The 14,782-nt window shown below is 72.2% G+C and carries 8 protein-coding genes and 1 riboswitch; of the genes, 7 read left to right on the plus strand and 1 reads right to left on the minus strand.

Annotated elements, in window-relative coordinates; genetic code table 11:
- Positions 1 to 4 precede the first annotated feature (4 nt).
- From OG462_RS07325 to OG462_RS07335, 3 genes are all read left to right on the plus strand, one after another.
- Entirely contained in the window at positions 5 to 610 is a 606-nt protein-coding gene (locus tag OG462_RS07325) for a maleylpyruvate isomerase family mycothiol-dependent enzyme (protein ID WP_406066407.1), read from the plus strand.
- A 190-nt stretch (positions 611 to 800) separates the two neighbouring features.
- Positions 801 to 4,742, plus strand: a complete 3,942-nt coding sequence (locus tag OG462_RS07330; protein ID WP_406055619.1) for a Pls/PosA family non-ribosomal peptide synthetase — start codon at positions 801 to 803, stop codon at positions 4,740 to 4,742.
- A gap of 44 nt (positions 4,743 to 4,786) precedes the next feature.
- Positions 4,787 to 6,193 carry a M1 family metallopeptidase gene (locus tag OG462_RS07335; protein WP_406066408.1) on the plus strand — a complete coding sequence of 469 codons (1,407 nt, stop codon included), beginning with the start codon at positions 4,787 to 4,789 and terminating at the stop codon, positions 6,191 to 6,193.
- 82 nt (positions 6,194 to 6,275) lie between these two features.
- Here OG462_RS07335 and OG462_RS07340 read toward each other — a convergent pair whose 3' ends face one another.
- Complete coding sequence (locus tag OG462_RS07340) at positions 6,276 to 8,162, minus strand: AMP-dependent synthetase/ligase (RefSeq protein WP_406055621.1); 1,887 nt, start codon at positions 8,160 to 8,162, stop codon at positions 6,276 to 6,278.
- 279 nt (positions 8,163 to 8,441) lie between these two features.
- Between OG462_RS07340 and OG462_RS07345 the strand changes: the two genes are divergently transcribed.
- The 4 genes from OG462_RS07345 (at position 8,442) to metE (ending at position 14,767) form a co-directional block, all read left to right on the plus strand.
- On the plus strand, positions 8,442 to 10,118 hold the full coding sequence (locus OG462_RS07345) for an FAD-dependent oxidoreductase (protein ID WP_406055623.1): 1,677 nt from the start codon (positions 8,442 to 8,444) through the stop codon (positions 10,116 to 10,118).
- Positions 10,115 to 11,638, plus strand: a complete 1,524-nt coding sequence (locus OG462_RS07350; protein WP_406055625.1) for an ATP-binding protein — start codon at positions 10,115 to 10,117, stop codon at positions 11,636 to 11,638. Before OG462_RS07345 ends, OG462_RS07350 begins: the two co-directional genes overlap by 4 nt.
- Positions 11,635 to 11,988 carry a UBP-type zinc finger domain-containing protein gene (locus OG462_RS07355; protein WP_406055626.1) on the plus strand — a complete coding sequence of 118 codons (354 nt, stop codon included), beginning with the start codon at positions 11,635 to 11,637 and terminating at the stop codon, positions 11,986 to 11,988. Before OG462_RS07350 ends, OG462_RS07355 begins: the two co-directional genes overlap by 4 nt.
- A gap of 74 nt (positions 11,989 to 12,062) precedes the next feature.
- Positions 12,063 to 12,280: riboswitch (cobalamin riboswitch) on the plus strand.
- A gap of 162 nt (positions 12,281 to 12,442) precedes the next feature.
- Entirely contained in the window at positions 12,443 to 14,767 is a 2,325-nt protein-coding gene (gene metE / locus OG462_RS07360; RefSeq protein ID WP_406055628.1) for a 5-methyltetrahydropteroyltriglutamate--homocysteine S-methyltransferase, read from the plus strand.
- The last annotated feature ends 15 nt before the right edge of the window (positions 14,768 to 14,782 follow it).

Here is a 14,782-nt window from a genome sequence, read left to right on the forward strand (position 1 = left end):
GCCGATGGTGCACGCCGAGCGTGCGGCGCTGATCGACGAACTCACCGACCTCGATGCCGAGAAGTGGCGGAAACCGTCGCTCTGTGCCGGATGGACCGTGCACGACGTGCTCGCCCATCTGGTCGACAACGCCCGCACGACACGCCTGGGTTTCGTGAGGGGCATGGTCGTCGCGCGGTTCGACTTCGACCGCCAGAACACGCGCGGTGTGGAGCGCGAGCGCGGGACGGCACCGCGGGAGACGCTGGAGCGGTTCCGTCGGGTGGCGTCGAGGACGTCGGCCCCTCCCGGGCCCTTGGACAGTCGGCTCGTCGAGGAGATCGTCCACGGCGAGGACATCCGTCGGCCCCTGGGCCTCGCCCGCTCCTACCCGCCGCAGGCCGTCAGCCGGTCCCTCCGGCTGCAGGCACGGACCCCGGCGTCCTTCGGCGGGGCCAAGGAGCTGCTGACCCGCGTCCGACTCACGGCGACGGACGCCGACCTGACGGTCGGAACGGGGCCGGAGGTGAACGGCCCCGCGCTGTCCCTTCTGCTGTCCGTGATGGGGCGTCGGGCGGCGCTGGACGATCTCCGCGGCCCCGGCGTCGCCACGCTGTCGGCCGACGCCTGAGCTGCCGTCCGGCAGCCCGGCGACCCCGTCCCCATTACCGCCCCCAACCGGCCACGCGCAAGGCGTCGGGCCGGAGAATCCTCGCCGACGCACTAGACTGGCGGGCTGTTTGGCGTCGGACCGGAACAACCTGGGCAGACCCGGGCTCCGCCGACGACCCGGAGTTGCCGGGAACGAGACACGAGGTCCGATGGCAGCCACACCAGAGCACGGTGACACCACTCTGCTCCACGACGGGGACGCGTGGGAGGAGGAGTCCGGCAAGTCCGCCCGGTTCTCCGCCGGGCCCGCCGCCCCGGTGCGCACCCTCATCGACATCTTCGAGGCGTCCGTCCAGGCCTACCCCGACGAGCTCGCCCTGGACGACGGCCACACCCGGCTGACCTACCGGGCGCTCGCCACGGAGGTCGAGCGCCGGCGGCGCGCCCTGGCCGCCGCAGGAGTGGGGCTCGGCGACCGGGTCGGCGTCCGGGTGCCCTCCGGCACCAACGAGCTGTACGCGGCCATCCTCGCCGTACTCGCCGCGGGAGCCGCCTATGTGCCGGTCGACGCCGAGGACCCGGACGAGCGGGCCGAGCTGGTCTTCGGCGAGGCCGGAGTGCGGGCCGTGCTGGGCGGCGGGCAGCGGATCGACGTCATCGGGAGCGACGTCGCCGGGCACGCGGGTGACCTCGCCGGGCGCACGGACGACCGTGCCGCCGCGCGGCCCGGCCCCGAGCACGACGCGTGGATCATCTTCACCTCCGGCTCCACCGGCAAGCCCAAGGGCGTCGCCGTCAGCCACCGCAGCGCCGCCGCGTTCGTGGACGCCGAGGCCGCGCTCTTCCTCGTCGAGGAGCCGATCGGAGCCGGCGACCGGGTCATGGCGGGGCTCTCCGTCGCCTTCGACGCCTCCTGCGAGGAGATGTGGCTGGCCTGGCGCTACGGCGCCTGCCTGGTGCCCGTCCCCCGGTCCCAGGTGCGCAGCGGCGCCGACCTCGGCCCCTGGCTGGTGGAGCAGGAGATCACCGTGGTCTCCACCGTGCCGACCCTCGCCGCGCTCTGGGATCCGGAGACCCTCGACGAGGTCCGACTGCTGATCTTCGGCGGCGAGGCCTGCCCGCCCGAGCTGACCCAGCGCCTGGTCACCGAGGGCCGCGAGGTCTGGAACACGTACGGCCCCACCGAGGCCACCGTCGTCGCCTGCGCCTCCCTCCTGACCGGTGAGGAGCCCATCCGGATCGGCCTCCCGCTGAACGGCTGGGAACTGGCCGTGGTCGACGAGTCCGGCGAACCGGTGCCGATGGGCGGCAGCGGCCAGCTGGTGATCGGCGGCGTCGGGCTCGCCCGCTACCTCGACCCCGAGAAGGACGCGGAGAAGTACGCCCCGCTGGAATCCCTCGGCTGGGAGCGGGCGTACCGCAGCGGCGACCTCGTCCGTGCCGAGCCGGAGGGCCTGGTCTTCCTCGGCCGCGGCGACGAGCAGATCAAGCTCGGCGGCCGCCGCATCGAGCTGGGCGAAGTGGACTCCGCCCTGCAGGCCCTGCCCGGCGTCGCCGGGGCGGCCGCCGCCGTCCGTACCGCGCGCAGCGGCAACCAGCTGCTCGTCGGCTATCTCGTGACGCAGGAAGGCTGGGACCACGCGGCGGCGGTCGAGCGGCTGCGCGCCGAGCTGCCCGCCGCCCTCGTGCCGCTCCTGGCACCCGTCGCCGAGCTGCCCACCCGCACCTCGGGCAAGGTCGACCGGGACGCGCTGCCCTGGCCACTCCCCGAAATGGAGACCACCGGCCCCTCCGAGCAGCTGTACGGCACCGAGGCATGGCTCGCCGAGCAGTGGAGCGAGACCCTCGGGGTGGCCGTCACCGGCGCCGCCGACGACTTCTTCGCCATCGGCGGCAACAGCCTCGCCGCCGCCCAGCTCACCACCCGGCTGCGCACCCGCTATCCGAGCGCGGCCGTCGTCGACATCTACCAGCAGTCCACCCTGCGCAAGCTGGCCAGGCACCTGCAGAAGTCCGTCCAGGACGACGGGGCCGTACGGACCGTTCAGCCGGTCCCGTTCCGGTCCGGGCTCGTCCAGACCGTCCTGCTGCTCCCGCTCTTCACCGTGGTCGGGCTGCGCTGGACGGTGGCGCTGCTCGCGCTGGGCAACGTCCTGCACTGGTTCGGGCCCTACGCGTGGGCGCCGACCGCCTCGTGGTGGCTCGTCGCCGCCGGCGCGGCGCTGCTCTTCAGCCCGCCCGGCCGGCTCGCGATCGCGGCGGGTGGCGCACGACTGCTGCTGCGCGGGGTCAAGGCGGGACGCCACCCACGCGGCGGAAGCGTCCACCTGCGCCTCTGGACGGCCGAACGGCTTGCCGAGTGCGTCGGCGCGACCTCGCTGACCGGTTCCTGGCTGGAGCGCTACGCGCGGGCGCTCGGCGCCAAGGTCGGCCCCGACGTGGACCTCCACTCGCTGCCGCCGGTCACGGGCATGCTCAAGCTCGGCCGCGGCTGCGCCGTGGAGTCCGAGGTGGACCTCTCCGGTTACTGGCTGGACGGCGACCGGCTGGAGATCGGCCCGGTCAAGGTGGGCGCGGGCGCGGTGGTCGGCACCCGCAGCCTGCTGTTCCCCGGGGCTCGGGTCGGCAAGCGGGCCGAGGTGGCCCCCGGCTCCGCCGTGGCCGGGCAGATCCCGACCGGACAGCGCTGGGCCGGAGCACCCGCGGGCAAGCTCGGCAAGGCCAAGCGGAACTGGCCCAAGGAGCGACCGGTGCGCACGCTCCGCTGGCGGGCCGTATACGGAGCGACCGGCTTCTTCCTCTCGGCGCTGCCGGTGCTCGCCGGCCTGCCCGCGCTGCTCGTCGTGAGCCGCTTCGTGCCGTCCGGCGCCGGGCTCGCCGAGGCGCTGTCGGGTGCGCTGCTCGCCGTGGTGCCCGGAGCGCTCGCCTACGGGTTCGCGTACGCGTCGCTCGTGCTCGTCTCGGTACGGCTGCTCAGCCTCGGGCTGCGCACCGGAAGCCATCCGACGCACAGCCGGGTCGCCTGGCAGGCGTGGACCGTCACGCAGCTGATGGACCTGGCGCGGGAGACGCTCTTCCCCCTCTACGCCGGGCTGATCACTCCGGTCTGGCTGCGGCTGCTCGGCATGAAGATCGGCCGGGGCGCCGAGGTGTCCACGGTGCTCGCGCTGCCGAGCCTCACCACCGTCGGCGAGGGCGCGTTCCTCGCCGACGACACCCTGACCGCCCCGTACGAACTGGGCGGTGGCTGGGTCCGGATCGGGCACTCCGAGATCGGTCGCCGGGCGTTCCTCGGCAACTCCGGCATGACCGCGCCGGGCCGTACGGTGCCGGACGACGGCCTGGTCGGGGTGTTGTCCGCGACGCCGAAGAAGGCCAAGAAGGGCAGCTCGTACCTGGGTCTGCCGCCGGTCAGGCTGCCGCGGTCCGCCGCGGACTCCGACCGGAGCAGGACGTACGACCCGCCCGCGCGCCTGCTGTGGGCGCGCGGCCTGGTGGAGCTGTGCCGGCTGGTTCCGGTGTTCTGCTCGGCCGCCCTCGCGGTCCTGACCGTGGCGGCGCTCTGCGCCCTGGTCACGGCGACCGGTCTGGGGATCTGGGGCACGGCGTCGCTGTCCGGGGTGGTCCTGCTCGCCTCGGGTGCGGCCGCGTGCCTCGTCTCGGTGGCCGCCAAGTGGCTGCTCGTGGGCCGGCACCGGACGGGCGAGCACCCGCTCTGGTCCGGCTTCGTGTGGCGCAACGAACTGGCCGACACCTTCGTCGAGGTCCTCGCCGTGCCGTGGCTGGTCGGATCGGTGCCGGGCACGCCGCTCCTCAACCTGTGGCTGCGCGGGCTCGGGGCCCGGGTCGGCCGGGGCGTGTGGTGCGAGAGCTACTGGCTGCCCGAGACGGACCTGGTCGTCCTGGGCGACGCGGTCAGCGTGAACCGGGGCTGTGTGTTGCAGACTCACCTCTTCCACGACCGGATCTTGAGGACGGATACTGTGGTCCTCCGCGAGGGCGCCACCCTGGGCCCGGGCGGAATCGTCCTGCCCGGCAGTTCGGTCGGGGCCCGCAGCACGCTGGGTCCCGCCTCTCTCGTGATGGCCGGGGAATCCGTCCCCGCCGACACCCGCTGGCTGGGCAATCCGATCGAGGCGTGGCGGGCCTGAACGGGCAGCACGAGCACAGCACAGGGCAGGGAGCGGGAGCAGCAGTGAGCGGCGAGCGGACAACGGCATCGGACCCGTACTTCCCTGACCACGGCGACTCCCGTTACCGCGTGCATCGGTACGAACTCGCTCTGGAGTACCGTCCCGGCCCCAACCGGCTGGCCGGGACGGCCCGGCTGAGCGCGATCGCCGGGCGGGCAGCGCTCACCGAGTTCCACCTGAACCTCTCCGAGTTCAAGGTCGGCCGGATCCTCGTGGACGGCCGCGCACCGCACTACACCCACCGCGGCGGCAAGCTCCGCGTCCGGCCGGCCAAGCCGCTGCCCGCGGGCGCCGCGTTCACCGTGGAGGTGCACTACGCGGGCAACCCCAAGCCGGTGCGCAGCCCCTGGGGCGGGCTCGGCTGGGAGGAGCTGACCGACGGCGCGCTGGTGGCGAGCCAGCCCATCGGCGCGCCCTCCTGGTACCCCTGCAACGACCGGCCCGCCGACAAGGCCTCGTACCAGATCTCGGTCAACACGCCCTCCGCGTACACCGTGGTGGCGGGCGGCCGGCTGCTCACCCGTACGACCAGGGCCAGCACGACCACCTGGGTGTACGAGCAGCCCGCGCCCACCTCCAGCTACCTGGTCGGCCTCTCCATCGGCATGCACCAGACGGTGCTGCTCGGGGACCCCGGGCTCGGTGGCGTGACACAGAGCGCCCATGTGCCGGCGCATCTGCTGCCCCGCTTCTCCCGCGACTTCGCCCGGCAACCCGCCATGATGCAGCTGTTCGAGGAGCTCTTCGGGCCGTATCCGTTCGGTGAGTACGCGGTGGTCGTCGCCGACGAGGAACTGGACGTGCCGGTGGAGGCCCAGGGGCTCTCCCTCTTCGGCACCAACCACGTCGACGGCGCGCGCGGTTCCGAGCGGCTCGTCGCCCACGAGCTCGCGCATCAGTGGTTCGGGAACAGCGTGACCATCGCCGACTGGCGGCACATCTGGCTGAACGAGGGCCTGGCCAAGTACGCCGAGTGGCTCTGGTCGGAGCGCTCCGGCGGCCGCACGGCGCACGAGCTCGCGGCCATGGCGCACCGGATGCTGGCCGCGCAGCCGCGGGACCTGAAGCTCGCCGACCCCGGGCGCAAGCTGATGTTCGACGACCGTCTGTACGAGCGCGGGGGGCTCACCGTGCACGCGATCCGCTGCGCGCTGGGCGACGGCGCCTTCTTCCGCATGCTGCGCGACTGGGCGACCGTGCACCGCCACGGCGTGGTGACCACCGCGGCCTTCACGGCCCACGTGTCCCGCTACGCCGACCAGCCGGTGGACGCTCTGCTCACGGCCTGGCTGCACCAGCCGTCGCTGCCGCCGCTCCCGTCACCCCACGGCTCCCCGTCGATACCGGAGCGCCCGGCCTATCCGCCCACGAACGGCGACGCGAAGGGCCGGGGCAGGGCCTCCGCGTAGGGGCAGGACCTCCGCTCGGGGTCTCCGCTCAGGGGCCCCGCTCAGGGGCCCCGCCACCCCGCCGCACGAGGGCGGCCGGGCGTCATGCCTCGCGCGCGCCCTCGTACATGGCCTCGACGAGCTCGGCGTACTCCCGCTCCACGACGGGCCGCTTGACCTTGAGGCTCGGGGTGAGTTCCCCGTGCTCGATGTCGAGGTCGCGCGGCAGAACCGCGAACTTCTTGATCGTCTGCCACCGCTGCAGGTCGCCGTTGACGCGCTGGACGAAGCCGTCGATCAGCGCATGCGCCTCCGGTGCGGAGACGACCTCGGCGTAGCTGCGCCCCTCAAGGCCCTGAGACACCGACCAGGGCATGATCGCGCTCTCGTCGAGCGTGATCAGGGCGGTGCAGTAATTGCGGTTGTTGCCGATGACCAGGATGTTGCTGACGTACGGGCAGGCGGCCTTGAAACGGCTCTCGATCTCCGTGGGTGCGATGTACTTGCCGCCGGAGGTCTTGAACAGGTCCTTCTTGCGGTCGGTGATCCGGACGAAGCCGTCCGTGTCGATCTCGCCGATGTCGCCGGTGTGGAACCAGCCGTCGCTCTCCAGCACCTCGGCGGTCTTCTCCGGGAGGTTGTGGTAGCCGCGCATGACGCCGGGACCCCGCAGGAGAATCTCCCCGTCCTCGGCCATGCGGACCTCGGTGCCGGGCAGGGGCCTGCCGACCGTGCCCACCCTGAAGTCGTCGACCGGGTTGACCGTGACGGCCGCGCTGGTCTCCGTCAGGCCGTAGCCCTCGAGAACGGGCACGCCCGCACCCGCGAAGAAGTAGCCGATGTCGGCGGCGAGCGCGGCGCTTCCCGACGCGCTGCCGCGGAGTTCGCCGCCGAAGGCCGCACGGATCTTGCCGTAGACCAGCTTGTCGGCGAGGGCGTGCTGCACGGAGAGCCACCGGGGCACGGTGCGTCTGCCCGTCGCCACCATGGTCTCCTGCCCGGTCCTGGCGTGGTCGCGGGCGACCTTCGCGGCCCACAGGAAGATCTTGTACTTGACCCCGCCCTCGGCCTTCGCCCTGGCGGCGATGCCGTTGTAGACCTTCTCGAAGATCCTCGGTGCGGACGCCATCACGGTGGGCCGGACGGCGGGCAGGTTGGTGACGATGCGGTCGATGCGGCCGTCCACCGCGATCACGCTTCCCGTCCTCACCTGCCCCGAGATCAGGGCGTTGCCGAAGACATGGGACAACGGCAGCCACAGAAACTGCACGTCGTCGGGGAGCAGCAGCCCGCTGACCTCCTGCGCGACGGCCTGGTAGGACCAGCAGTCGTGCACCAGACGCACGCCCTTCGGGCGGCCGGTCGTTCCGGAGGTGTAGATCAGGGTGGCGAGCTGATCCCGCTCCAGGGCACCGACAGTCTCGTCGACAGCCTCCGGATGCTTCTGAAGGTACGCGGTGCCTCGCTGCTCCAGCTCGGCGAGGGTCAGCACGTCCAGCCCCTCGACCGGGGGCAGGTCCGGCTCCGGGTCGAAGAGGATCGCGTGGTCGAGCCCGGGCAGGCGTTCTGTCTGGGCGGCCACCTTGGCGAGCTGCTCGGCGTTCTCGACGAAGACGGCCCGGCTGCCGGAGTCGGCGAGGATGTAGGCCGTCTCGTCGGCGTCGGTGCTCGGATAGACGGCGGTCGCGGCGCCTCCCGCGCACATCACGCCCAGATCGGCGAGGATCCACTCCATCCGTGTCGAGGAGGAGATGGCCACCCGCTCCTCCGGCCGCAGCCCGAGGGTGAGCAGGCCGGCCGCGATGGCCTTCACGCGCTCCCCGGTCTGCGCCCACGTCAGCGAGCGCCACTCCTCGGCGCCGGGAGCGCCGTGGGCGGCCGCCACGGGGTGGCGATAGGCCTCCCGGTCGGGTGTGGCCTCGACTCTGGAGAGGAAGATGTGCGCCACCGACGGCGGGCGGCTCTCAAGAAGGTGCTGCGCGGAATTCATGTCAACCCCCCGGGCCCGGACTGCCCGTCGACGATTCATTGACCGGCCGGTAACGTGCGAGCAGTGGTGAGGCTAAGGGGAAACTCGCCGGTGCGTAAGAGAGCAGGCGAAGAAAGCGCTCGAAGCTCCGCCGGCGGATCGGTGGCGTAGCCCCCGGCCGTGGTGCCGGGCCGGAACCCGCGTGCCGGAGCGGTCCCCCACGATCGAACATACGATGGGCGGGAGCCGGCGTCGGCAGCTCGTCGTGCCGGTCGTCCGACGCGAGCAGGGCGGAGACGCATGGCACAGGTCACCGACGCGGCACGGACCGTCATCCTGACGGTGGACGACGACCCGGGAGTGTCCCGCGCCATCGCCCGCGACCTGCGGCGCCGCTACGGCGGCGGCTACCGGATCGTGCGCGCCGAATCCGGCGAGTCCGCCCTTGAGGCGCTGCGCGAGCTGAAGCTGCGGGGCGACCTGGTGGCCGTGATCCTCGCCGACTACCGCATGCCGCAGATGAACGGCATCGAGTTCCTGGAGCAGGCCCTCGGCGTGTATCCGGGGGCCCGGCGTGTGCTGCTGACCGCGTACGCCGACACCAACGCGGCCATCGACGCGATCAACGTCGTCGACCTCGACCACTACCTGCTCAAGCCGTGGGACCCGCCCGAGGAGAAGCTCTACCCGGTCGTGGACGACCTCCTGACGGCCTGGCGCTCCAGTGACTACCGGCCGGTACCCGCGACGAAGGTGGTCGGGCACCGCTGGTCGGCGCGCTCCTCGTACGTGCGCGAGTTCCTGGCCCGCAACCAGGTGCCGTACCGCTGGTACTCGTCCGACGAGCCCGAGGGACGGCGGCTCCTCGACGCGGCCGGGGGCGACGGCCATCGGCTGCCCCTGGTGATCACGCCGGACGGCACCGCGCTGGTCGAGCCGGATGCGCCCGAGCTCGCCGCCCACGTGGGGCTCGCCACGACGCCGACCGCCGATTTCTACGACCTCGTCGTCATCGGCGGCGGCCCGGCCGGGCTCGGCGCGGCGGTGTACGGGGCGTCCGAGGGGCTCCGTACCGTCCTGGTGGAGCGCTCGGCGACCGGCGGGCAGGCCGGCCAGAGCTCCCGGATCGAGAACTACCTCGGTTTCCCGGACGGCGTCTCCGGTGGGCAGCTCACCGAACGCGCCCGCCGCCAGGCCGGCCGCTTCGGTGCCGAGATCCTCACCGCGCGGGAGGTCACGGGTCTCGAGGTGAACGGCGCGGCGCGCGTCGTCCGCTTCTCGGACGGTACGGAGGTCGCCGCGCACAGCGTCATCCTGGCGACCGGTGTGTCCTACCGGCAGCTCCGTGCGCCGGGCTGCGAGGACCTGACCGGGCGCGGCGTGTACTACGGCTCCTCCCTCACCGAGGCGTCCTCCTGCGAGGACCAGGACGTGTACATCGTCGGCGGCGCGAACTCCGCCGGGCAGGCCGCGGTGTTCCTGGCGCGGGGCGCGAAGTCGGTGACGCTCCTGGTGCGTGGGGAGTCCCTTGCGGCATCGATGTCGTACTACCTGATCCAGCAGATCGAGGACGCTCCGAACATCACCGTGCGGTCCAGAACCGTCGTCCAGGCCGCACACGGCGAGGAGCACCTGGAACAGCTGACCCTGCGGGACGCCGTGACCGGCGCCACCGAAGTCGTCGACGCCCAGTGGATGTTCGTCTTCATCGGAGCGGCCCCGCTGACCGACTGGCTCGACGGGACGGTGCTGCGCGACGAGCACGGCTTCATCCTGGCCGGGCCGGATCTCACGCCGGACGGGCGGCCGCCGGCCGAGTGGGACCTCGACCGGCCGCCGTACCACCTGGAGACGAACGTGCCCGGCGTGTTCGTGGCGGGCGACGCGCGTGCCCGGTCCGCGAAGCGCGTCGCCTCCGCCGTAGGAGAGGGAGCGATGGCCGTGATGCTCGTCCACCGGTACCTGGAGCAGTCATGAGCGGCCAGGTCATGCCCTGCGACCAGCACGAGATCTCCTCGCTGTTCCTGTTCGAGAAGCTCTCGCCCGAGCAACTCGCACGACTGTGCGCCGAGGGACGGGTGGAACGGTTCGGGACCGGCCCGGTCTACACCGAGGGCGACCCGGCCACCTGCTTCTACGTGATGATCGAGGGCACCGTCGTCCTGTCCCGGCGGGTCGGCGGCGACGACGTGGAGGTGAGCCGCACCTCGCAGCGCGGCGTGTACGCGGGGGCCATGCAGGCGTATCTGGGCGACCGGGTGCCCCAGACGTACAACAACTCCATGCGGGTGACCGAGCCCACCCGGTTCTTCGTCCTGCCGGCGCAGTCGTTCGCGGACATCATGCGGGAGTGGTTCCCGATGGCGGCGCACCTGCTCGAAGGGCTCTTCTTCGGGTCCAAGAACACCCAGCGCGCCATCGGCCAGCGTGAACGGCTGCTGGCGCTCGGATCGTTGTCCGCCGGACTCACCCACGAGCTCAACAACCCGGCCGCGGCGGCCGTCCGGGCCACCGCGGACCTGCGGGAGCGGGTCGGCAAGATGCGGCACAAGCTGGCGATCATCGCCCGGGGCCCCTACTCCCGGGAGGCCCTCGCCGAGCTCATCGAGATCCAGGAGCGCACGGCCGAACGGGTCGCCAAAGCGCCGGTGTTGAGCCCGATGGAGGCCTCCGACCGGGAGGACGAGCTCACCGACTGGCTGGAGGACCGCGGCATCCCGGAAGGCTGGCGGGTCGCGCCCACCTTCGTCCAGGCGGGTCTCGACACGGACTGGCTGGAGCAGGTGGCGGCGACCGTGGCCGAGGACGTCCTGCCGGGAGCCGTCGGCTGGCTCAACTACACGGTCGAGACCGAGCTGCTGATGGACGAGATCGCCGACTCCACGAACCGCGTCTCCCACCTGGTGGACGCGGCCAAGCAGTACGCGCAGCTCGACCGTGCCCCGCACCGTGACGTCGACGTCCACGAACTCCTCGACAGCACGCTGCTGATGCTGTCCGGCAAGATCGGTCCCCGGGTGCGCGTGGTCAAGGACTACGACCGTTCCCTGCCCGACGTACCCGCCTATCCGGCGGAGCTGAACCAGGTGTGGACCAACCTCATCGACAACGCGGTGTCCGCCATCGGGAGCGCCGGCGGCGACGGCACCCTGACGGTCCGCACGGCCCGGGAGGGCGACCGCCTGCTCGTGGAGTTCCGCGACACCGGCCCCGGTGTTCCCGAGGACATCCGCAGTCGTATCTTCGACCCCTTCTTCACGACCAAACCGGTCGGCGAAGGCACCGGTCTCGGCCTCGACATCTCCTGGCGGATCGTCGTGAGCAAGCACCACGGGAGCCTCCAGGTCGAGTCCGTGCCGGGCGACACCCGGTTCCAGGTGCTGCTGCCGCTGACCGCCCCCGAGAGCGAAGCCGAAACCGAAGCCGAGACCGGAACCGGAACCACGGCCGACACCGAAACCGCGACCGGCCCCGAGACCGCCGAGGAGCCCGCATGACCGAGATCGAGGGAATCGACCCGAGCGTCCCGCCCAGCGGCACGGGCTGCGCGGACTGCGACACGGTGGGCGGCTGGTGGTTCCACCTGCGGCGCTGCGCCCAGTGCGGCCACATCGGCTGCTGCGACTCCTCGCCGGCCCAGCACGCCACCGCCCACTGGAAGTCCACCGGGCATCCCCTGGTGCAGAGCTTCGAGCCGGGCGAGGACTGGTTCTGGAACTACGACACCGACGACCTGTACGAAGCCGGCCCCGTACTCGCCCCTCCGGGCGGCCACCCGGCCGACCAGCCGGCCCCGGGCCCGGCCGGCCGCGTCCCCCAGGAGTGGCAGCGGCTGCTCCATCGCTGAGGACCCGGCCGGAACCGGCTGACACGGGGCGTCCCGATATTCGATCAGGGGTGCGCGGCCGCCGTTCGTCCGCCTAAGGTGGGCGTGCAGCTGGTTCGCCCCGTCCGCCAGGCGGGATGCGTCGTAAGAGGGAACCCGGTGGGAATCCGGGACTGCCCCGCAGCGGTGAGTGGGAACGACCGCCGTCATACGCACTGGGCCCGGACGGGTCTGGGAAGCGACGGCCAGTAGGTGTCTGCCCCGGCAGACGTGCCCGCGAGTCCGAAGACCTGCCCGTTGCCCGCACGTGGACGATTCCGCGTGCGGTGATCCCGGTGACCTCGTGGGCGGGTCGGCGTACTCATCGAGCGGCACGTGCGGTGTATCCGCGACGTGTTCCGCCCGGTCGTTCGTTCCTTCGCGTCCACGTCCCGTCTCCGGGGCGCTCAGGACACATCTCGCGAAGGAGAGTTCCGTGACACCGAAGCCCGCAGCCGCGGCAGCACGAGCCACCGTGTACGGGTACCCCCGCCAGGGGCAGAACCGCGAACTGAAGAAGGCCGTCGAGGGGTACTGGAAGGGCCGTGTCGGCGCCGGCGCCCTCCGGGTCACCGCGGCAAGCCTGCGCCGTTCGCATTGGCGGCAGCTGGCCGAAGCCGGCATCCACGAGGTGCCGACCGGCGACTTCTCGTACTACGACCACGTCCTGGACACCAGTGTGATGGTCGGCGCCGTACCCGAGCGGCACCGCGCGGCGGTCGCGGCCGACGCTCTGGACGGGTACTTCGCGATGGCCCGTGGCACCCAGGACATCGCCCCGCTGGAGATGACCAAGTGGTTCGACACCAACTACCACTACCTGGTGCCCGAACTCGGGCCGGACACCGTCTTCACCACCGACTCCCGCAAGCAGGTCGACGAGCTGAAGGAGGCCCTCGCCCTCGGCCACGCCGCCCGCCCGGTCCTCGTGGGCCCCGTCACCTACCTGCTGCTCGCCAAGCCCGCGCCGGGCGTGGCCCCCGACTTCGAGCCGCTGACGCTGCTGGACCGGCTGCTTCCCGTGTACGCCGAGGTGCTCGCCGACCTCCGGGCGGCCGGGGCCGAATGGGTGCAGCTGGACGAGCCCGCTCTCGTCCAGGACCGCACGCCCGCCGAGTTGAACGCCGCCGCCCGGGCCTACCGCGACCTGGGCACCGCCACCGACCGTCCCAAGTTGCTGGTCGCCTCCTACTTCGGGCGGCTCGGCGACGCGCTGGGCGTACTGGCCAAGGCGCCGGTCGAAGGCCTGGCCCTCGACTTCACGGAGTCGGGCGCCGCCAACCTCGACGACCTCGCCGCCGCCGGCGGGCTGCCCGGCAAGCGCCTGGTCGCGGGCGTCGTCGACGGACGCAATATCTGGATCAACGACTACCAGAGGTCGCTGGGCACTCTCGGCACGCTCCTCGGGCTCGCCGACCAGGTGGACGTCGCCGCCTCCTGCTCCCTCCTGCACGTGCCGCTGGACGCCGCCGCCGAACGGAACGTCGATCCGCAGATCGCCCGCTGGCTCGCCTTCGCCCGGCAGAAGACGGCCGAGATCGCCGTCCTGGCACGCGGGCTCGCGCAGGGCACGGACGCCATCGTGGCCGAACTCGCGGCGAACCGGGCCGACTTGGCATCACGCTCCGGATCCGCGCTGACCAGCGATCCGGCGGTGCGTGCCCGCACGGCGGCCGTCACCGACACCGATGGACGGCGCTCGCAGCCGTACGCGGAGCGGACCGTCGCCCAGCGGGCACACCTGGGCCTTCCGCTGCTGCCGACGACGACCATCGGTTCGTTCCCGCAGACGAGCGAGCTGCGCATCGCGCGGGCCGATCTGCGGGCCGGCCGGATCGACGCCGCCGGGTACGAGGAGCGGATCAAGGACGAGATCCGCGAGGTCCTGTCCTTCCAGGAGAAGACCGGGATCGACGTCCTGGTGCACGGCGAACCCGAACGCAACGACATGGTGCAGTACTTCGCCGAGCAGCTGACCGGCTACCTGGCCACCCAGCACGGCTGGGTCCAGTCGTACGGCACCCGGTACGTCCGGCCCCCGATCCTGGCCGGGGACGTCTCCCGCCCCGAACCGATGACCGTCCGCTGGACGACGTACGCCCAGGCGCAGACCTCCAAGCCGGTCAAGGGCATGCTGACCGGTCCGGTGACCATGCTCGCCTGGTCCTTCGTACGGGACGACCAGCCGCTGGGCGAGACCGCCCGGCAGGTGGCTCTCGCCCTGCGCGACGAGGTGAACGACCTTGAGGCGGCGGGCACGTCGGTCATCCAGGTCGACGAGCCGGCGCTGCGCGAGACGCTGCCGCTGCGCGCCGCCGACCATGCCGCCTACCTGGCCTGGGCGACCGAGTCGTTCCGGCTGACGACCGGCGGAGTGCGGCCGGACACCCAGATCCACACCCACATGTGCTACGCCGAGTTCGGGGACATCGTGCAGGCGATCGACGACCTCGACGCGGACGTCATCAGCCTGGAGGCGGCCCGCTCCCACATGCAGGTCGCCGGCGAACTGGCCGCGCACGGCTACCCGCGCGAGGCCGGACCCGGCGTCTGGGACATCCACTCCCCGCGCGTCCCCGGCACCGAGGAGGCAGCCGCACTCCTGCGCAAGGGACTCGATGCCATCCCCGCCGAGCGCCTGTGGGTCAACCCCGACTGCGGTCTGAAGACCCGTGGTTGGCCCGAGACGCGATCCTCCCTGGAGAACCTCGTCGCGGCCGCCCGTGAAGTCCGCGCGGACCTGGCTGCCGAGAGCGCCTGATCCCGCTCGGGGCGG

The sequence above is a fragment of the Streptomyces sp. NBC_01077 genome, assembly GCF_045162855.1.
Lineage (GTDB): Bacteria > Actinomycetota > Actinomycetes > Streptomycetales > Streptomycetaceae > Streptomyces.